17 protein-coding genes and 1 riboswitch are annotated in these 18,517 nt (G+C 61.9%); of the genes, 5 read left to right on the top strand and 12 right to left on the bottom strand.

Annotation, left to right across the window (positions count from 1 at the left end; genetic code table 11):
- Positions 1-42: 42 nt before the first annotated feature.
- On the top strand, positions 43-1,689 hold the full coding sequence (locus tag ACP7B9_RS08660) for an AMP-binding protein (RefSeq protein ID WP_425862527.1): 1,647 nt from the start codon (positions 43-45) through the stop codon (positions 1,687-1,689).
- Positions 1,690-1,721: 32 nt separating this feature from the next.
- On the top strand, positions 1,722-2,111 hold the full coding sequence (locus tag ACP7B9_RS08655) for a YrdB family protein (protein WP_425862525.1): 390 nt from the start codon (positions 1,722-1,724) through the stop codon (positions 2,109-2,111).
- Between the two features lie 37 nt (positions 2,112-2,148).
- Here ACP7B9_RS08655 and ACP7B9_RS08650 read toward each other — a convergent pair whose 3' ends face one another.
- From ACP7B9_RS08650 to ACP7B9_RS08620, 7 genes are all read right to left on the bottom strand, one after another.
- Positions 2,149-2,904: a metal-dependent transcriptional regulator gene (locus tag ACP7B9_RS08650; protein ID WP_425862524.1), complete on the bottom strand. Its 756-nt coding sequence runs from the start codon at positions 2,902-2,904 to the stop codon at positions 2,149-2,151.
- Between the two features lie 36 nt (positions 2,905-2,940).
- Positions 2,941-3,711: a class I SAM-dependent methyltransferase gene (locus ACP7B9_RS08645; protein ID WP_425862522.1), complete on the bottom strand. Its 771-nt coding sequence runs from the start codon at positions 3,709-3,711 to the stop codon at positions 2,941-2,943.
- A 126-nt stretch (positions 3,712-3,837) separates the two neighbouring features.
- On the bottom strand, positions 3,838-5,247 hold the full coding sequence (locus ACP7B9_RS08640) for an aminotransferase class V-fold PLP-dependent enzyme (RefSeq protein WP_425862521.1): 1,410 nt from the start codon (positions 5,245-5,247) through the stop codon (positions 3,838-3,840).
- Positions 5,248-5,288: 41 nt separating this feature from the next.
- Positions 5,289-5,402: riboswitch (SAM riboswitch) on the bottom strand.
- Between the two features lie 148 nt (positions 5,403-5,550).
- Positions 5,551-6,366, bottom strand: a complete 816-nt coding sequence (hisN, locus tag ACP7B9_RS08635) for a histidinol-phosphatase (protein ID WP_425862520.1) — start codon at positions 6,364-6,366, stop codon at positions 5,551-5,553.
- Positions 6,367-6,511: 145 nt separating this feature from the next.
- Complete coding sequence (gene rsgA, locus ACP7B9_RS08630; protein ID WP_425862519.1) at positions 6,512-7,630, bottom strand: ribosome small subunit-dependent GTPase A; 1,119 nt, start codon at positions 7,628-7,630, stop codon at positions 6,512-6,514.
- A 4-nt stretch (positions 7,631-7,634) separates the two neighbouring features.
- Positions 7,635-8,945: a 3-phosphoshikimate 1-carboxyvinyltransferase gene (gene aroA / locus ACP7B9_RS08625; protein WP_425862518.1), complete on the bottom strand. Its 1,311-nt coding sequence runs from the start codon at positions 8,943-8,945 to the stop codon at positions 7,635-7,637.
- A gap of 6 nt (positions 8,946-8,951) precedes the next feature.
- Positions 8,952-9,467, bottom strand: coding sequence for a DoxX family protein (locus ACP7B9_RS08620; protein ID WP_425862516.1), 516 nt, complete (start codon positions 9,465-9,467; stop codon positions 8,952-8,954).
- A gap of 316 nt (positions 9,468-9,783) precedes the next feature.
- On the opposite strand from ACP7B9_RS08620, the gene ACP7B9_RS08615 reads away from it, so the two are divergent.
- Positions 9,784-10,473, top strand: a complete 690-nt coding sequence (locus ACP7B9_RS08615) for a sigma-70 family RNA polymerase sigma factor (RefSeq protein ID WP_425862514.1) — start codon at positions 9,784-9,786, stop codon at positions 10,471-10,473.
- A 2-nt stretch (positions 10,474-10,475) separates the two neighbouring features.
- Positions 10,476-10,736 carry a mycothiol system anti-sigma-R factor gene (gene rsrA, locus ACP7B9_RS08610; protein ID WP_425862513.1) on the top strand — a complete coding sequence of 87 codons (261 nt, stop codon included), beginning with the start codon at positions 10,476-10,478 and terminating at the stop codon, positions 10,734-10,736.
- Here rsrA and ACP7B9_RS08605 read toward each other — a convergent pair.
- From ACP7B9_RS08605 to ACP7B9_RS08585, 5 genes are all read right to left on the bottom strand, one after another.
- The gene (locus ACP7B9_RS08605; RefSeq protein WP_425862511.1) at positions 10,733-11,188 is read right to left on the bottom strand and encodes a group III truncated hemoglobin; all 456 of its coding nucleotides are present in this window, start codon (positions 11,186-11,188) and stop codon (positions 10,733-10,735) included. The genes rsrA and ACP7B9_RS08605 overlap by 4 nt on opposite strands.
- A 99-nt stretch (positions 11,189-11,287) precedes the next feature.
- Positions 11,288-11,755: a hypothetical protein gene (locus ACP7B9_RS08600; RefSeq protein WP_425862509.1), complete on the bottom strand. Its 468-nt coding sequence runs from the start codon at positions 11,753-11,755 to the stop codon at positions 11,288-11,290.
- A gap of 103 nt (positions 11,756-11,858) precedes the next feature.
- Positions 11,859-11,933 carry a 50S ribosomal protein bL37 gene (locus tag ACP7B9_RS08595; RefSeq protein ID WP_370800376.1) on the bottom strand — a complete coding sequence of 25 codons (75 nt, stop codon included), beginning with the start codon at positions 11,931-11,933 and terminating at the stop codon, positions 11,859-11,861.
- Positions 11,934-12,139: 206 nt separating this feature from the next.
- Positions 12,140-12,739, bottom strand: a complete 600-nt coding sequence (locus tag ACP7B9_RS08590; RefSeq protein WP_425862507.1) for a GDSL-type esterase/lipase family protein — start codon at positions 12,737-12,739, stop codon at positions 12,140-12,142.
- An 81-nt stretch (positions 12,740-12,820) separates the two neighbouring features.
- Positions 12,821-16,624: a multifunctional oxoglutarate decarboxylase/oxoglutarate dehydrogenase thiamine pyrophosphate-binding subunit/dihydrolipoyllysine-residue succinyltransferase subunit gene (locus ACP7B9_RS08585; RefSeq protein ID WP_425862505.1), complete on the bottom strand. Its 3,804-nt coding sequence runs from the start codon at positions 16,622-16,624 to the stop codon at positions 12,821-12,823.
- 364 nt (positions 16,625-16,988) lie between these two features.
- Here ACP7B9_RS08585 and ACP7B9_RS08580 point away from each other — a divergent pair, with 364 nt between their 5' ends.
- The gene (locus tag ACP7B9_RS08580) at positions 16,989-18,488 is read left to right on the top strand and encodes a GuaB1 family IMP dehydrogenase-related protein (protein ID WP_425862503.1); all 1,500 of its coding nucleotides are present in this window, start codon (positions 16,989-16,991) and stop codon (positions 18,486-18,488) included.
- Positions 18,489-18,517: the final 29 nt, after the last annotated feature.

The raw sequence follows: 18,517 nt of genomic DNA, 5'->3' as shown, positions 1-18,517 counted from the left end.
TGGCAGTTTTAGTGCTGTAGTTCCAACGCGAGGGAGCGGACCATGTCGGTAAGTGTGCAGGAGCTTTTGGACACCTTTGCGGTGCCCGACGCCAATGCTGCCCAGCTCTTATGCGACAGGCACCCGGCCGGAGACATCGCGCTTACCGTAGTTTCGGCCGATTTGAGCTCCGTAGACATCAGTTACGGCGAGCTGCGGGAGAAATCTTTGCAGTTCGCCGCTTCCTTGGCCTCGGTGGGTGTCCGGCGCGGGGACCATGTGGCCACGTTGATGGCCAAATCCGCCGAGCTGGTGATCGCACTTCTTGGCATCTGGAGATTGGGCGCCGTCGATGTGCCACTCTTCACGGCGTTCGCTCACGACGCCATCGAATTCCGCCTGCAGGCCAGCGGTGCACGTCTGGTGATCTGCGACGCGGATCAGCGGCGCAAGCTGTTACCACCTGGCGAGGTCCCCACGGACGCCTCGCGTCCAGTGATTGTTGCCCGCGGCGACGCCTTTGGGTACGACCTTTCGCTGGCCGAGATGGTCGCCGGGACGGGTGCGTTCACAGACATTCACACGCACGACGTCGGACCCGTTGCGGTTGGCGGCGACGGCGTACTCGTGCAACTTTTCACCTCCGGTACCACCGGAACTCCCAAGGGTGTCCCCATTACGCTGGGCGCCGTTGCATCCTTTGTTGGCTACCAAACCTTCGGTCTGGACGTCCGGGACGATGATGTGTTCTGGAATGTGGCCGATCCAGGGTGGGCTTACGGCCTGTACTTTGCCCTGTTGGCACCCCTGGCTACCGGTCACCGCTCACTTCTCCTGTCGGCAGGGTTCAGCCCGGAACTGACCTGGGACGTGTTGGAAAAATTCCGGGTCACCAACTTCGCTGCGGCACCCACCGTTTACCGCTCTCTGCGGGCAGGCTCCACTCCCGAGAACCGTCACATGCTTCGCAGGGCATCGAGTGCCGGCGAACCGTTGACGCCTGATGTCATCGTCTGGGGCAGGGAAGCTTTCGGGTTGGAGGTCCGTGACCACTACGGTCAGACCGAGCTAGGCATGGTTGCGGGAAATGCGTGGGCCGACGAATTCCAAGCTCCCTTGCGACCTGGCTCCATGGGTGTGCGACTGCCCGGATGGAGTGTTGACGTGCTGGCCGACAACGCCGATGTGCCGGCCCCTGACGACGAGGCCGGCCGGGTGGCGGTGAACGTGCCGGGAAGTCCCTTCATGTGGTTCACGGCCTATGTGGATGCCCCTGAAAAGTCCGCTGAGCGATACAGCGACGACGGTCAGTGGTACATCACCGGTGACACAGGCCGCCGTGACAAGGATGGTTTCATCTACTTCTCCTCCAGGGATGATGACGTCATCATCATGGCCGGCTACCGGATCGGGCCGTTCGATGTGGAATCGGTCCTTGTCACGCACCCAAGCGTGGTGGAGGCGGCCGTCATTGGCACGCCCGATGAGATTCGCGGGGAAGTTCTTGAAGCATTCGTCGTGCTGCGTGATCTCGAGCTGGCCTCAGACGCCCTCGTCGTAGAGCTTCAGCAATTGGTCAAGACCCGCTTTGCCGCTCATGCCTACCCTCGGCGAATCCACTTCGTACCGGAGCTGCCCAAGACTCCCAGCGGCAAAGTTCAGCGCTACATCCTGCGGCGGGAACGCGCAGAAATGGCCGAGAATGAGTAGGGAAACGCATGACTAGGGACGCAGGAGGATCTTTGAAGAATCGCATTGCCACACGGGTCAAGGCCACCGGTGTTGATCTCGAAGCTATCAAGCCCGTGGCGGACGGTGTAAACAAGGTCCTGGGTTTTGCTCTTGAAGTGGCCATGGTTGCCTCGTTCCTGTTTTGGGGCTTCAAACAGGAAAGTCCCTGGAACCTGATCTTGGGCTTGGGCGTACCCGCGGTCGTCGTGGTCTTCTGGGGTGCATTCATGGCGCCGCGCAGCGAGAGGCGGCTGGGTACGGAGCTGGTTCGCTGGCTGGCTCTGGGACTTTTTATTGTTGCGGCCGTGGCACTATTCGCCGTTGGCTCAACAGTGCTCGGCATCATCATGATGGTGCTGGCTGTGGCCAACTTCGCGGCATCACGTTTCCTCGACGAGTAGCAGGACGAGTAGCCGCCCGGCTGGCGCAGGATCGGTACTAGGGAGCCGCCGTGTAGGGGTTCATCAGCGAACCACCGGTAAGCTCCTGGACGGAACAACCCGAGTGGGACCCCTCCGATGCCAGCCACAGCGAGGCGGCAACTTCATCGCTCAAGGTCAAGGGTCCGGCGTCGATCTTGGCATCAGTCAGGGAGACTTGGAGACCGGCGCCAAAGCGCGGCTGGCCCAGCACGGTGAGGCGGGTGTCCACCCCAATGCCGATGGACTCGAGATGGCGCAAAAGTTCGGGGTCGTGGTCGCTGATGCGGCTAATGCGTCCGGTGTGTGCGGGGTCGAGTTCGTCGAGTCGGTGCGAAGGGACCATGGTGATCACGCCCTGCGCGTCCGGGATAGGATCGCCGTGGGGATCGCGTGTCGGATGGCCGAGCTTTGCGCTCATGCGCTCAATGAAGTGGTCTGAGACGGCATGTTCGAGCTGTTCGGCCTCATCATGGACCTCGTCCCAGCTGTAGCCGAGCTCGCGCACCAGGTAGGTTTCCAGCATCCTGTGCCGGCGAACCATGGACAAGGCCAGCGTCAAGCCCCTTGCGGTCAGGTGGATGGGGCTGTAGGGCTCGTGATCAACCAGGCCCTGGTCCTTGAGCTTGCGAACCATCTCCGAGACCGAGGAGTTCGCGACACCCAACCTGGTTGCCAGCGCGCTGGAGGTTATGGGTTTGTCCTGCCACTCCGTGTAGGCATAAATGACCTTGACGTAGTCTTCGATGCTGGAGGAATTTGCAGAATGTTTCACGCTCTCAAGCCTACCCGTTAGCCCCGCCCCGCGTGCTTACAACGTGGCGGCCCGCCAGGTTTGGGCCACGTAGGGCAGCTCGAGTATTTCGCCGGGCGTGTGGCCCAGGTGCTCAAATAGGTACCAGCGCAGATTGCTCATGACTTTCTCACGGACCTTTTCTGTGGCTTTGAGGTAGTAGCTGCGGGACTTTGTCAGCTCCATGATGTCCTCGGGCGTCATGGCCTGGTTCCACGGTGTGTCAAGGGGCTCGGCCAGTGAGAACTCCGGGCCAACGGCGGGGCGAAAATCAGGTTTGTGGACGTCGCCGGCGTGCATGATCCGGGCCAATCGGTGAACCCAAGGGATGCCGACGTCGAGCTGGTTCCAGATCAGGCCCAGGGTGCCTTTGCTTCGGAGTACCCGAGCGATTTCCGTACTCGCGGCCAGCGGATCGCACCAATGCCAGGCTTGGGCCACGACCACTAGATCAGTGCTCGCATCGGGGAGCTCCAGGTGCTCCGCTGTCCCGACAATGGTTGTGACATGGGGGAGTTCGGCTGCCAGCTGGGCCAGCATATCGGCCGATGGGTCGACCGCCGTCAAGCTCCAATCGTGCTCGGCCAGCAACTGCGTGTATTTGCCGGTGCCGGCGCCCACGTCGAGTGCGTCGTGGATGGGACCGTTCGCCTTTTCGATCAGCCAGCTCAGGGACTCATCCGGGTAGCTTGGACGGACCTTGTGGTAGTGATCGCCGCCTTCCAGGAATGCCGCGGCCATGTGCTTGCGCCGTTCCGCGTCAAAGACCGGTCCGCCGGTGCCTGCCATCTACGCTCCTGAAAAGTTGTGTGGTTTGTGCCGTTCAACTTTACCCCGGAGCCGGGCCCACTCCTCCCGAAAGGTGATGCGGCGTCGGGTAAAACAGGCCGGAAAGTGATGCGGCGTCGGAAGGGGTTAGGTGTTGCAGGGAGCGGCGCCTGCCGTGCCCGGGGTGTTGGGTGCCCACGCGGGATACACACGGTCATCGTTCGCTGGAACCCAGCGGCCGGCGTCGACCACGTAATCCCAACCCAGCCCGTCACGCAGGAGAGCCGCAACGCCGTCGATCAGGCGCTGCGCATCCTCCAGCCGGGAGCCAACACCAAAGCTGGCCCGCAGCGATCCGGACGGGAGGCCCAAACGGTTCAAAAGGGGGTGGGCGCAGAACTTGCCGTCGCGCACGCCTACGCCGTGTTCGGCCGAAAGATAAGCGGCCACAAGCCCCGAGTCGTAGCCGGTGACCGAGAAATTCACGACCCCGATGCTCCCGCATTCCGGGTGGGTGTCTGCGTCCGTGAACAAGGTGTGGACCGTGACGCCTTCGATCTTTTCAAAACCGTTGATGAGGTGTTGGCGGAGCAGCTGCTCATGGTTGTGCCAGTCGTCAGCGTCCAAGGCGGTCAAGATGGAGGCTGCCTTCGCCAGGGTTGCGGCGCCAAGCACGTTGGGGGAGCCGCCCTCGTGGCGGGCAGGGCCGTCCGTCCAGCTGGTCGATTCGAGCCGCACCTCCTTCACGGCGCCACCGCCGGCCAGGTGAGGTGCACCGGAATCAAGCCAGTCCGAACGGCCCACCAGAACGCCAGCGCCGAAGGGTGCGTACAACTTGTGGCCGGAAAATGCCACATAGTCAATGCCTGTGGCCGTCAGGTCGATCCTCCGGTGCGGGGCCAGCTGAGCTGCATCCACCACGATCCGGGCGCCGTAGCGGTGCGCCAGGGTGGCCAGTTCCGCAACGGGCAGGACTTCACCAGTGACATTGGAAGCGCCCGTGACGGCCAGCAGCAGGACGTTGCCCGCACGCAATTGGGTCTCGACCCGGGCCAGCGTCGACTCGATAGAGGACGCAGCAATCACGGAGCGATGTGGCAATCCCTGCCAGGGAAGCAGGTTTGCATGGTGCTCAATGTCCAGATAGAGCACCTCGCCGTGGACGTTGGAGCGACCCTCGGCGTATCCACGAGACTTCAAGATGCTCTCCACGCAGCCCGCGAGGAGGTTCAAGGAATCGGTGGTGTTGCGCGTGAAGATGACAGTGTCGTCCGCGCGGGCACCGACAAAATCAGCGACGATGGTGCGCGCGTTCTCGTACACCGAGGTGCTGACCTGGGAAGCGAATCCGGCGCCGCGGTGCACACTTGCGTAGAACGGCAGGACCTCGTTCAGGTGGGCGGCAACCTCCTCGACGGCGGGGGCGGACGCAGCATAATCCAGGTTGGCATACCGCACGTGCCCGCCCTGGATCAGCGGGGCGGCAAGGTCCTGGCCAACAACGGCCAGGAGGGGTGAATCGGCAAGGGATGGTTTTTCCAACAGGGCATGGCTCATGAGTAATTCCTTTGAAACCTTGGACCTTTGGGGTGCCCAGAAGTCCGCGCTTGCCATGACCGTTCCGGCCTGGCCAGGTCGTCACCCGGGGCACCCCGCCGCGAAAGGAGGGTTGCCGGCCAGCAAACCGGGGTTTAGCGCTGGCACTCGTGACCTATGCCCAAAAGATTAGCCCAAGTTTGCACGACTCGCATTTGTTACGTCATGTTGTCGCGCCAAGGTGAGCCCGGCGGAAGACGGGCAAAAAAGAACGACGGCGGGAGGCCGCCGTCGTTCTTAACTCACTCGTGCTATCTCTTGCGCTTAGGCGAGAAGGTCGTCCCACTTGGGATTCAGACGTCGGAGAACCTCGGTGTGGAGGATGGAATTGGTGGCCAGGGCGTTACCGCCGAAGGGGCCGTCGGCGCCCTCGAGGGAGGTGAAGCGGCCACCAGCCTCGGTGATGATGGGGACGAGTGCGGCCATGTCGTAGAGGTTGAGCTCGGGCTCGCAGGCGATGTCCACGGCGCCCTCGGCGACCATGCAGTAGGACCAGAAGTCGCCGTACGCGCGGGTACGCCAGACATCGTCTGTGAGGGAGATGAACTCGTCACGGTTGCCGCGTTCCTTCCACCCGGTCAGGGAGGAGTAGGACAGGGAGGCGTCCTTGAGTTCGCCCACGTTGGAGACGCGAATGCGGGTGGCTGCAGCTAGCGACTTGCCCATGTAGGCACCTGTGCCCTCGGCAGCCCACCAGCGCTTGCCCAAAGCGGGAGCGCTGACAAGACCAACTACGGGGCGCCCCTCGTCGACCAAGGCGATCAGCGTGGCCCAGACAGGTACCCCGCGCACAAAGTTCTTCGTGCCATCGATCGGGTCGATGATCCAACGACGAGCGCCGTGTCCACTACTGCCAAACTCCTCGCCCAGCACGGCATCGCGCGGGCGGACCCGGGCCAGCTGGCTGCGGATGGACTCCTCGGCGGCTTTGTCTGCATCCGTGACAGGCGTCAGGTCAGGCTTGGTCTCAACCGTCAGGTCCAGTGCCTTGAAACGGGACATGGTCAGGGAATCCACGCTGTCAGCCAGCACGTGGGCCAGGCGGAGGTCGTCGTTATACGTCTGGGGAGCGGTCGTCATACTTTCACCGTATCGGTATTTGGGACAATACTGCGAGCTGACGCGGCGGAGCAGCCGGACCGGCATTTTTCCGGCGACGATTCTGGTTGGGCCCACGCCGGCAGGGTTCCCTGGCCGAGGAACGAGGTTAGGGCGCCGGTGGGGACTAGTCGATGATGCCGAGTTCCTTTTCCGCAGCACGGCCTTCGGTCCGATCGCTGGTGCCAAAGAGGCGGCGCAGCGAGGCGAGGCGGGCCGGGCCCGATGGGCCTGCGTGACCATCGGCCACATACGGGTCCAGTCCGCAATTGACGGCGGCAGTGTCATGCTTGCAGCCGCGTTCGCAATCGTCGGTGCCAGGCTGCAGATCGGGGAAGGCCTGCAGGATCCTGTCCGGGTTCACGTGGGCCAGGCCGAAGGAACGGATGCCGGGAGTATCGATGATCCAGGATCCGGGCTTTCCGTCTTCGATGCGCAGGGCCAGCGCGGATGAGGAAGTGTGGCGCCCGCGGCCCGTGACGGCGTTGACGCCGCCGGTGGCCCGCTGGGAACCCGTCAGGGCGTTCACCATGGTGGACTTTCCCACGCCGGAGTGACCAACCAGGACGCTGACCTTGCCGTTGAGGTAGCCGTGCAGCTGCTCCACGGCGCCACCGGCTAGGACGGCGGAATCGCCGTCGTCGCTGCGGGCGTCAATGCCGGATGCGCCGTCGGCGGCCGTCCGGCTGATGATGACCGTCATGTCCAGGTGCTCGTAGTTGGCCAGCAACTCCGCTGGATCCTTGATGTCTGTCTTGGTGATCAACAGCAACGGCGCAATGCCGGCGTCGTAAGCAGCCACAAGAGCCCTGTCGATGAAGCCGGTGCGGGGCTCGGGGTTGGCGGCGGCCACCACGATGACCAGCTGATCGGCATTGGCCACCACCGCCCGCTCAATGGGATCGGTGTCATCGGCGCTGCGACGCAGAAGCGTCCGGCGTTCCTCGATCCGCACCAACCGTGCCAGGGTGTCCGGCTTGCCTGTGATATCGCCCACCAGGGCCACAAAGTCACCGGCCACGACAGGATTGCGCCGCAGTTCCCTGGCCCTGGCGGCGATCAGTGTGCGTTCGGTGGGCTCATTCTCATCGACGATGGCTGTGTAGCGCCCGCGGTCAACAGTGACAATGCGGCCAATGACGGCTTCCTCGTAGGCGGGCCGGTCCTTGGTGCGCGGCCGGCTGCCCTTCTTGTTGGCCCTGACGCGGACATTTGATTCGTCCCAGTTGCTGTAATCCTGTGCCATAGTCTTATGCCCCGGCCGTTTGAGAAACCATGGCTGCCCACATGGCGGGGAAGTTAGGCATGGTCTTGGACGTCGTGGCGATGTTTTCAACCTCGACGCCGGGCACGGCCAGGCCGATGATGGCGCCTGCCGTGGCCATGCGGTGGTCATGGTAGCTGTGGAAGACGCCGCCGCGCAGCGGAGCGGGATTGATGATGAGTCCGTCCTCAGTTTCCTCGGCGTCACCGCCCAAGGCGTTGATCTCCGCGACAAGGGCGGCTAGGCGGTCAGTCTCATGGCCGCGCAGGTGGGCGATGCCCCTCAGCCGCGACGGCGTTGAGGCCAGGGCGCAGATGGCAGCAGCGGACGGTGCAAGCTCGGAGGTGTCTGAGAGATCGACACCGAGAATCTCGGCACCGCCGGTCACGGTCAAGGTGCCGTCCTCCAAGGTGACGGTTGCACCAAATTGCGGCAGAATTTCACGCCACTTATCGCCAACCTGCGTAGTGTTAATGGGCCAGTTGGGGATGCGAACCGTACCGCGGGTAGCTAGCGCGGCGGCAAGGAACGGGCCAGCATTGGAGAGGTCCTGCTCAAGCAAAACATCAAAGGCCGCGACGGGTCCCGGCTGCACAAGCCAATGCTTGGGAGTGGAGTCATCGACCACCACACCGACGGAACGCAGGATTTCCACCGTCATGGAAATGTGGTCAACGCTGGGCACGGATTCGCCCGTGTGCTCCAGATGCAAACCATCCGTGAAGCGGGAAGCTACGAGCAGAAGTGCCGAGATGAACTGTGAGGAACTCCCGGCGTCGATCTTTACATGACCGCCAGCAACGGCACCGGTGCCATGTACCGTGAACGGCAAGAACCCGTCCTCACCGTCCTCGACCCGCACGCCAAGCCCTTCCAGCCCAGCCACGATGGGAGCCATGGGGCGCACCAAAGCTCCGGGATCGCCGTCGAACCTTACGGCTCCGGAAACCAGAGCAGCCAACGGCGGGACAAAGCGCATGACCGTCCCGGCCAGACCGCAATCAACCGTGATGGTTCCATCCTCGGGCGCGGAGAATCCGGCCGGGATCGGTGTGACCACGAGGTCCGGGACGTCTCCGCCGCCGGCGACCTCGGTGATGGTGGCGCCCATGGCCCGCAGCGCGCCGATCATCAGATCAGAGTCGCGGGATTGCAGCGGCGCGCGTAGGCGTGATTCGCCGTCGGCAAGTGCCGCGAGTACCAGATACCTATTGGTCAGCGATTTGGAGGCCGGAATGGTGACGGTGGCATCCAAGGGTGTTGCCGAAAATGGTGCGGGCCAAAGGGCGGTGGTCATGGGGTATTACTGTCCTGTCACGTCGTGGGCAAGCGAGCGGACCGACTTGTCCGCGTTCTTCAGCTGAATCGCGGCCGTTTTTTTGCCGCTGGCGATCAGTTTTTCGGTGCGCCAAGCCAAGCCGGGGCGCCCTGCGGTGTCAACGCTGGCCAGCAGCGCGCCACCAATAAGGCCAATGTTCTTCGTCAACTGATTGCGGCGATGCGCCCGGGATTCCTTGGTGGTGGTGTCCGCGCTGCGGTATTCCACCACCGTGGACAGTCCGGCCGTCAGCGCTAGTACGACGGCGGCGGGCCGGGAAAACTTTCCGGCGGCCAGCATCAAGCCAGCGCCCAACTGCGCGCCGGCAAGTACGCGAGCAAGGGTTTTCTCACTGGCGTTCACGGGCAGGGCCGCGCTGAGCGGACGCAAGACCGGCGCCAACTGCGCTGCGGTTGCATCGGCGTGGCGCAGGCGGTCAACACCGGCGAAAATGAACGAGGACGCCAGCATGGGGCGGGCGAGTGCGCGAACAATGGACAAGGAAGCCTCCTTAGTGGTGCGGTCAGCCTCCCAAAACACGGCCGGGGCCGCCTCGCGGGAGGCTCATGCTGTGTACAAGTCTCCCACGTCTGCCGGGGTCACGCGGAGTTCGCGGAATATCCGGGGGTGCAACACAGTTGAGAAGGATAGCGGTGGCTCTTGGAAGGGCCCGGCGCGCAACACCCGTTGCGATGTCAACATCACTGAGGCGAAGCCTGAAGCACTAAGGCGAAGGAAGGCGGCAATGCAGACACTAAGTCACGCGGCACCCCCAGCAGCACCCCTGAAGCTGAGTCTGAGCATAGACTCAACAGTGATGAACATTTCCGAGCCTGAGCAAACTGCCACCTCAGCAGATACCGTGCCTGAAGTTGCAGCTGTCACCGATGTGGCAGATGTTGACGTTGCCAACGAGTCCGCCGAGGCAAGGCGTGTGCGCTTCGAACGCGATGCCATGGTGTACGTGGACCAACTGTATTCAGCGGCCATGCGCATGGCCCGCAATCCCAGCGATGCCGAAGACCTCGTTCAGGAGGCCTACACCAAGGCCTTTTCGGCATTCCACCAGTACAAGCCTGGGACAAACCTGAAAGCGTGGCTGTACCGGATCCTGACGAACACGTACATCAATCTGTACCGCAAACGTCAGCGAGAGCCCCTGCAGTCCAACGCCGATTCCATTGAGGATTGGCAGCTGGCTAGGGCGGAATCGCATACCTCGAGTGGGTTGCGGTCGGCCGAGGCGGATGCCTTGGACCACCTACCTGACTCGGATGTGAAGAGCGCGTTGCAGGCCATCCCGGAGGAATTCCGGCTGGCGGTTTACTTCGCCGACGTCGAGGGTTTTGCGTACAAGGAAATATCAGAAATTATGAACACCCCCATTGGGACCGTGATGTCACGGTTGCACCGGGGTCGAAAACTATTGCGTGACATGTTGGCTGACTACGCCGTGGATCGCGGATACATCAAAGAAGCCAACCACATGACTGAAACGGAGAAATGACCATGGGCGACTGCCAGAGCCTGGGCGATTGCGATGATCAACGCATCGGGCGAATTTACGAATACCTTGACGGTGCCCTGTCCCGCGAGGACCTAGGCGAAATCAAGGAACACCTTGACGGCTGCACCGACTGCGCCAGCGAGTACGATCTCGAGTGCGTGATTCGCTCCGTCGTGAAGCGTTCCTGCAAGGAAGCGGCTCCGGATACGCTCAAGGCCGCCATCCTTTCGCGACTGCATGAAGGCCGTCCGGCCGCCGTTTAGCTTTGCTCTGCGGTGCCCGCGTCCGGGCGCAGCGAAATCGTGTCGTACGCACTCGCTGATTTGCCCGTGACGCGGCGATGCATGGATCCACCGATCTGATGTGCCTGGACCTTGGCGAGCTCCGCCTTTTCCCCATGGAAGAGGCTGTCGACCGTCAGGGTCCAGAGCTGTAACCAGCGGTTGAAATGCGCCAGCGTCAAGGGCTCCTTGGCATGGATTTCAAAGTGGACGGCCAGGGCATTGCGTTTGTAGAGCCCGGCCTTGAATAGCACCGTCTGCCAAAAATCGGCCATGATGGGCATATGCGCGGCAAGGTCCATGTGCACCACTTCGGTGAAGATGGGCCCAATCAGATCGTCCGCAAAGGCCCTGGTGTAAAACGTCTCCACGAGCAACAAGACGTCCTCGCGGTTCTCGAGATCCCGGCGTTGGTCCTGTTGCGGTACGGCCACGTTCGGCTGTGTGACTGGCTGGTAGCTATTAATGTCCGACGCCGTTCTTCCGGACTTGCGTTGTTGACTCGCCTCGGGACGCTCCTGGCCGGCCATGGCTTAGGCCGCCACGGCGAGAAGTATCTGGATGCCCATAATGGGCAGGGCCACAACCTTGAAGGCTTCTGAGCCGATGTAGGCCAAGTGCGTGAGCGTTCCGGTCTTACCCTTGACGGGTGCAGAACCGGGTTCTTGGAGCGCTGTGGCTGCGAGTGCCTTGGTGCGTTTGGCCATGGCTGGACGCAGCACCACCATCTGCAGCAGTAGCGCCAGAATGCACAGGAACGTCAAGACGCCGGCGGTCACTCCCACAAGGTCCTGCCGCTGGGTCCATGCTCCAACCATGACAACAGCCAGAGCCGCCTCAACGAGATTCAAGGCCTTGAAGACGAGCCGGCCAATGCCCACTCCCAGTGCGTGGGTCATGCCGGGAGCCCGGAATTTCAGCGGCGTTTCAATGAAGGAAATGGCAACGATCATGCCAAACCAAATAAACGGCACCATGGTGAGCAGGACGAGGGCAAGCATGTTCGGCTTTCGTTTTGACGGCGATATTTTGACGGCGATAGTGAGTACACAAAAGCCCGTCCCGCCAGGTGGCGAAACGGGCTGATGCTTATTGCGACAAGAATTAAGAGTTGGGACGCTTACCGTGGTTAGCGCCGCCCTTCTTACGATCCCGACGCTTGCGTGAACGCTTCGACATAGCTGCCTCCAATCATCAAAAAAGAGATCTCCAAAAACGATCCTCATCTAGTTTCGCATAGGTGGCACATGCGCACCTAACTGAGAGGGGGCAACTATTGCCTCAAAGTTTGCTTGATTGCAGTAGCGGCCTGATTCGGTACGGTGCACAGAGTGTCCAGCGACACTTCGTCCAGAGCCGTCCTGTCAGTTTCGGCCCTTGCAACATCATGAGACTTCGGGAATTTCCAACCACTGGTACCAGCCGCGGTGCAGAACCAGCCAGGCCATGAGGCCGTAACCGGCTTGCCCGGGGGAGCCGGCATTGGCTGCGACGTCGTTGCGCCACTGTTCGTGATTCTGCAGCGGCGTAAAGGTGTCCACGTAGTGGTGCTTGCGACGTGTGGTGACGTCGGCGAATGCCGTGTTGAGCTCCGCCAGCTTGCGGTTCAGCGCCGGATCCAGCGAGGGGGGAGGGCCAACCACAAAGACGGGAATATTCAGCTGAGTTGCACCATCAAGGATATTGGCAAGGTTCAACCGGCTCCGCGCCGTGGACAAACCATATTCAATGTCTCGACCGGACAAGCCAATGACAAGCCGGTTCTCATGGAAATCATCAAAGCGGCGGCCTGCCTCGTGTAACCAGCGGCCAGCCAGCGTCTCGGTACCCTCCTTCGGGGACGCCAAAACAAACGATTCCACCGACACCTGATCCGCAGGAGTCCGCGCCAGTACACGGCCCAGCCAGCCAAGAGCGCGGGGATCGCCCACACCGGCCACCAATTCGTCGCCCACAGCTACTATTCGCAGTTCCCGCTTCTCCACGGCACCCTCTTCTTAGTTCAAAATTTGAATGCAAATAGAAGATGCCCGGCCTGATAGTGCAGACCGGGCATCAGCATTGCATTAGTTACGTTGGAAAGCCTGCTTGATCAGCATAGCCAGTTCGACTGCGTGGTTCTTTGCCGAACCCGTTGCCGTAGCGGCAGAGGCGGGGCGGGAAACACGGCCAAGCTTCTGATCCAGTTCAGGGGCAAGGTTCAGACCCATGAACGGCCACGGGCCCTGGTTTGCGGGCTCATCCTGTGCCCAAACAACCTCAGCGTTCGGGTACTTGGCCAGTTCAGCCTTGATCTCCTTCAGCGGGAGCGGGTACAGCTGCTCCACGCGGATGATGACGGCCTTGGTGTCATTGGCCTTGTCACGGGCTGCGAGCAGATCGTAGTACAGGCGGCCGGAGACCAGCAGGACGCGGTCGACGGCGTTGTTATCAACCGCTGCGTGCTCACCGATGATGGGGCGGAAGCCGCCCTGCGTGAAGTCCTCAACCGGCGACGCTGCAGCCTTAAGGCGCAGCAGCTGCTTCGGTGTGAAGATGATCAACGGCTTGCGCGGGCGGCTGTAGGCCTGGCGGCGAAGCAGGTGGAAGTGCGACGCCGGTGTGGTCGGGTTGGCAACAATCATGTTCTCTTCGGCGCACATTTGCATGAAGCGCTCGATCCGGGCAGATGAGTGGTCCGGGCCCTGACCTTCGTAACCGTGCGGCAGCATCAGAACCAGCGATGAGTGCTGGCCCCACTTCTGCTCGGCGGAGGAAACGAACTCGTCAATGACGGTCTGTGCGCCGTTGACGAAGTCACCAAACTGGGCTTCCCAGACAACCAAGGCATCGGGGCGCTCAACGGAGTAGCCGTATTCGAAGGCCATGGCTGCGTATTCGCTCAGCAGGGAATCATAGATCCACAGCTTGGCCTGATCCTCGCTCAGTTCAGTCAGCGGGGTCCAAACGTTGCCATTGGTGCGGTCGTGGAAGACTGCGTGGCGCTGCACGAACGTACCGCGGCGTGAGTCCTGACCGGCCACACGAACGGGGACACCTTCCATCAACAGCGAGCCAAAGGCGCTGAGCTCGCCAAAGCCCCAGTCAATGCCGCCTTCGCGAGACATGGCCTCACGCTTTTCCAGCAACGGCTGAAGCTTGTGGTGGACCGTGAAACCTTCGGGAACGGCAAGGTGGGCTGCACCGATCTTGGCCAGGGTAGCCGCGCTGATGGCGGTGACCTGAGGATCGTTGACGCCGGAATCGGCCTGCTGCGCGATGGGGCGCTCAAGACCGGAAACTGCCTGCGAATCCTTCGTGATGATCGGGATCGGGGACGTCTGCGCCGCATGTGTTTCGGCGAAGACGCGTTCCAGGCGTTCCTGGTAGTCACGCAACAACTGCGTGGCTTCCTCTTCAGTGATGTCACCACGGCCAATGAGAGCCTCGGTGTAGAGACGGCGCACTGAGCGCTTGGCCTCGATGAGGTTGTACATCAGTGGCTGGGTCATCGAGGGATCGTCACCCTCGTTGTGTCCGCGGCGGCGGTAGCAGACCATGTCGATGACAACGTCCTTGCGGAAGCGCTGCTGGAACTGGTAGGCCAGCTGGGCCGTACGGACAACGGCCTCGGGATCGTCACCGTTCACGTGGAACACGGGAGCCTGGATCATCTTGGCAACATCGGTGGAGTACACCGATGAGCGTGATGAGGAAGGAGCCGTGGTGAAGCCAACCTGGTTGTTGACAACAACGTGGATGGTTCCACCAGTGCGGTAACCACGCAACTGGGACAGGTTCAGGGTTTCTGCGACAACACCCTGGCCGGCGAAGGCGGCGTCGCCGTGGACCATGATGGGCAGAACGGGGAAGTTCTCGCCCTGATCCAGGCGGTCCTGCTTGGCCCGGACAATGCCCTCAAGGACGCCGTCAACGGCTTCAAGGTGGGACGGGTTGGCGGCGAGGTAAACCTTGGTCTCGTTGCCGGCGTCGGAGGTGAAGGTTCCTTCGGTGCCGAGGTGGTACTTGACGTCGCCGGAACCCTGAACGCTGCGTGAATCCTGGGTGCCCTCAAATTCGCGGAAGACCTGTGCGTAGGTCTTACCGGCAATGTTGGTGAGCACGTTCAGGCGGCCACGGTGGGCCATACCGATGGCTACTTCGTCGAGGCCGTCATCGGCTGCGTCAGAAATGATGGAGTCAAGCAGCGGAATCAGGGACTCGCCGCCTTCCAAGGAGAAACGCTTCTGGCCAACGAACTTGGTCTGCAGGAACGTCTCAAACGCTTCTGCGGAGTTCAGCTTGGACACGATGCGCAGCTGCTCTTCGCGGCTCGGCTTGGAGTAGGGGTGCTCCAGCTCGTTCTGGAACCATTCACGCTGTTCCGGTTCCTGGATGTGCATGTATTCCACACCGGTGGTGCGGCAGTAAGCATCACGCAGCACGCCGAGGATGTCGCGCAGCAGCAGCTTGGACTTGCCGCCGAAGCCGCCGGTGGGCCATTCGCGGTCCAAGTCCCACAAGGTCAGGCCGTAGGTGAGTACGTCCAGGTCAGGGTGCTTGCGCTGGACGAATTCCAGCGGATCGGTGTCGGCCATGAGGTGGCCGCGCACGCGGTAGGAGTGGATCATTTGCTGGATGCGGGCAACCTTGTTGATCTCATCAGCCGGATCAACCTGAAGATCCAGGCTCCAACGAACGGGCTCGTACGGGATGCGCAGGGATTCAAAGATCTCATCGTAGAAGTTCTCAGCACCAAGCAACAGCTGGTGGACCTTCTTCAAGAATTCACCAGAACCAGCACCCTGGATGACGCGGTGGTCATAGGTGGAGGTCAACGTCAGAATCTTGGAGATCGCGTTGTGGGCGATGATCTTGGGGCTTGCGCCCTGGTACTCGGCCGGGTAATCCAGCGAGCCGACGCCGATGATGGCGGCCTGGCCCTTGGACAGACGCGGAACGGAGTGCACCGTGCCAATGCCACCTGGGTTGGTCAGCGAAACCGTCGTGCCGGAGTGATCGTCGGCCGTGAGCTTGCCCGCACGAGCGCGCTTGATCAAGTCCTCGTACGTGTGCCAGAACTCGGCGAAGTTCATGGTCTCGGAACGCTTGATGTTCGGCACCATGAGCAGGCGCGTGCCATCAGGCTTGGGCATGTCAATGGCGATACCGAAGTTCACATGCGGCGGCTGGACGGCAACTGGCTTGCCGTCGATCTCGTCGTAGTAAACGTTCATCGACGGGAAGGCTGCAAGTGCCCTGATGACGGCGTAGCCGATCAAGTGGGTGAAGGAAACCTTGCCACCACGGGCGCGGGCCAGGTTTGAGTTAATGACAACACGGTTGTCAATGAGCAGCTTGGCCGGGATGGCACGGACGCTGGTAGCGGTCGGTACTTCCAGGCTGGAGACCATATTGGCCGCGATTGCCTTGGCAGGTCCACGCAGAACAGTCTTCACTGACTCTTCCGGAACGGACTTGTCCTTGGCGGTCTTGGGCAACTGGGCCGGGATGGGCGTCGCGCCGGTGCGAGCCGCATCCTTTGCCGGTGCCGGGGGACGGGGGGCTGCCGGGGCCTTGGGTGCCGCGGCGGGAGCTGCCGGAACAGCGGCGGCAGGGGGCGCCGTCGTGCTTGGGGCAGGGGTGGTTGGTGCAGCTACGGTCGGGACTGGTGCAGCTACAACCGGGATCTGTGCCGTAATGGGGGATGAATTATTTGCGGTGTGGCGGCCATTGCCCGCTGCATCTTCGGCAGCGAAACCTTCAAAGAGGGGCCACCATTTTGCGTCTACCGCGTTCTTGTCGCTCTGGTAGCGCTCGTACAGTTCATCGACGAGCCACTCGTTGCCGCCAAATTCTTCTGGTAGACGGTGGATGGATTGCTCTGGCACGTGTGTTACGCCTCTTCCATGAGTTCTTATTGCCCGCTCTGCAAAGTTGCATAGACCGGCGGCACCCAGTTACTTCGCGGATGCTGTCGGCGCAAACTTGCGTAGCTTTTTCGAAGGTTGATCAGGGTCCAACAAACCCCTTCCGCAGCAAGTCTAGTAAGCATGGTGGTCAGTAAGCCAATCTAAGACGCGGCGCGCCCAACGCAATGGGCGAAAAGGCACGATTTTTGCGACGAACGGCGCAGATTCGTGGTTAGACTCATACGCGTGCGGGCCCTCGGCGGCCTGCTACGGCCGGCCGCGACCCCTGGAACCTTCAGACGAACGCCACCAGCGCGGCGGCAAAGCTCAAAAAGGGAGTGCCATGCGTTTTCTGAACCAGCCAACCACGGACCTGACGTACTCGGACGTGTTCCTCATACCGTCGCATTCCACCGTGACCTCACGGTTGGACGTTGATCTTTCCAGCGGCGATGCCACGGGCACAACCATTCCTCTCGTCGTGGCGAATATGACGGCGGTCTCCGGCAAACGGATGGCCGAGACCGTGGCCCGACGCGGCGGAATGGCCATTCTGCCTCAGGACATCCCGCTCGATGTGTTGCGGAGCGTGAGTGAATGGGTCAAACAGCGAGATTCCTTGTACGAGACACCTCTGCTGATGGGCGCCGATGACATTGTCATTGACGCCGTCCATCTCATGAGCAAACGCCCCCACAATGCCGTCGTGATCGTTGATGGTAAGAATTTTGTGGGGCTCGTGCGCGGATCTGACTGTGAAGGCGTTGATCGCTTCTCCTCCCTTGCCTCCGTGATGCGCTCCAATGTCTTGACCCTGGACGCAGCGCCCTTTGATACGATCCGCGCCCAGGCCGACGCCGGTTCCCTCGACTTCGCCACGGCCAAGGCCCGCAATGACGAGGCCCTGCGTGAGGCCTTCTCCGTGCTTGATTCCGCCGGAACCGATTACGCACCCGTCCTTCGCAACGGCGAAGTGGTGGGCGTACTGACCCGCACGGGAGCGTTGCGGTCCACCATTTACCAGCCTGCCCTTGATGCTGCGGGGCGGCTGCGCCTCGGCGTGGCCGTCGGTATCAATGGGGATGTGGCGGCGAAGACGGCTGCCCTGCTCGAGTTTGGAGTTGATGCCTTGGTGGTGGACACCGCGCACGGGCACCAAGAAAAGATGATGGAGGCGTTGCGGGCGGTACGTTCACTTTCCCCCTCCGTTCCCGTGGCTGCCGGCAACGTGGTCAGTGCCGCAGGTGTCAGGGATTTGGTGGAGGCTGGCGCCGACATCATCAAGGTGGGCGTTGGCCCCGGTGCCATGTGCACCACGCGCATGATGACAGCGGTTGGCCGGCCGCAGTTTTCCGCCGTCTTGGAATGTTCGACGGCGGCTGCCGAGTTGGGTGCCCACGTCTGGGCCGATGGTGGCGTGCGATACCCGAGGGATGTGGCCCTTGCCTTGGCCGCCGGCGCCAGCCAGGTCATGATCGGTTCTTGGTTTGCCGGCACCTATGAAAGTCCTGGAGATCTGCTCTCCGATGCCGGGGGACGACTCTATAAGGAGAGCTTCGGCATGGCTTCGGCGCGTGCCGTGCAAAACCGGACCTCCCGCGAGGGCGCCTTTGAGCGTGCACGCAAGGGCCTGTTTGAGGAGGGCATCTCGACCTCAAAGATGTTCCTTGACCCCGCCCGTCCTGGCGTTGAGGACCTGTTGGACATGATTACCGCCGGGCTGCGCAGCTCCTTTACTTATGCGGGAGCCTCGTCCTTGGCCGAATTCAGGGAGCGCGCCATTGTCGGTGTGCAGTCCGCCGCCGGTTATGAGGAAGGCCGCCCGCTGCCGCAGAGCTGGTAGTCATGCCGCCGGTTTCCTCCCGTGCTGCC

The organism is Arthrobacter sp. TWP1-1 (genome assembly GCF_049897845.1).
Taxonomy (GTDB): Bacteria; Actinomycetota; Actinomycetes; order Actinomycetales; family Micrococcaceae; genus Specibacter.
This window is presented reverse-complemented; position numbering and strand designations above follow the sequence as displayed.

Coding starts and splice junctions, on each gene's coding strand:
- ACP7B9_RS08660 (WP_425862527.1), top strand. CDS start 43: ATGTCGGTAAGTGTGCAGGAGCTTTTGGACACCTTTGCGGTGCCCGAC.
- ACP7B9_RS08645 (WP_425862522.1), bottom strand. CDS start 3,711: ATGGCAGGCACCGGCGGACCGGTCTTTGACGCGGAACGGCGCAAGCAC.
- ACP7B9_RS08640 (WP_425862521.1), bottom strand. CDS start 5,247: ATGAGCCATGCCCTGTTGGAAAAACCATCCCTTGCCGATTCACCCCTC.
- hisN (WP_425862520.1), bottom strand. CDS start 6,366: ATGACGACCGCTCCCCAGACGTATAACGACGACCTCCGCCTGGCCCAC.
- rsgA (WP_425862519.1), bottom strand. CDS start 7,630: ATGGCACAGGATTACAGCAACTGGGACGAATCAAATGTCCGCGTCAGG.
- aroA (WP_425862518.1), bottom strand. CDS start 8,945: ATGACCACCGCCCTTTGGCCCGCACCATTTTCGGCAACACCCTTGGAT.
- ACP7B9_RS08615 (WP_425862514.1), top strand. CDS start 9,784: ATGAACATTTCCGAGCCTGAGCAAACTGCCACCTCAGCAGATACCGTG.
- rsrA (WP_425862513.1), top strand. CDS start 10,476: ATGGGCGACTGCCAGAGCCTGGGCGATTGCGATGATCAACGCATCGGG.
- ACP7B9_RS08600 (WP_425862509.1), bottom strand. CDS start 11,755: ATGCTTGCCCTCGTCCTGCTCACCATGGTGCCGTTTATTTGGTTTGGC.
- ACP7B9_RS08580 (WP_425862503.1), top strand. CDS start 16,989: ATGCGTTTTCTGAACCAGCCAACCACGGACCTGACGTACTCGGACGTG.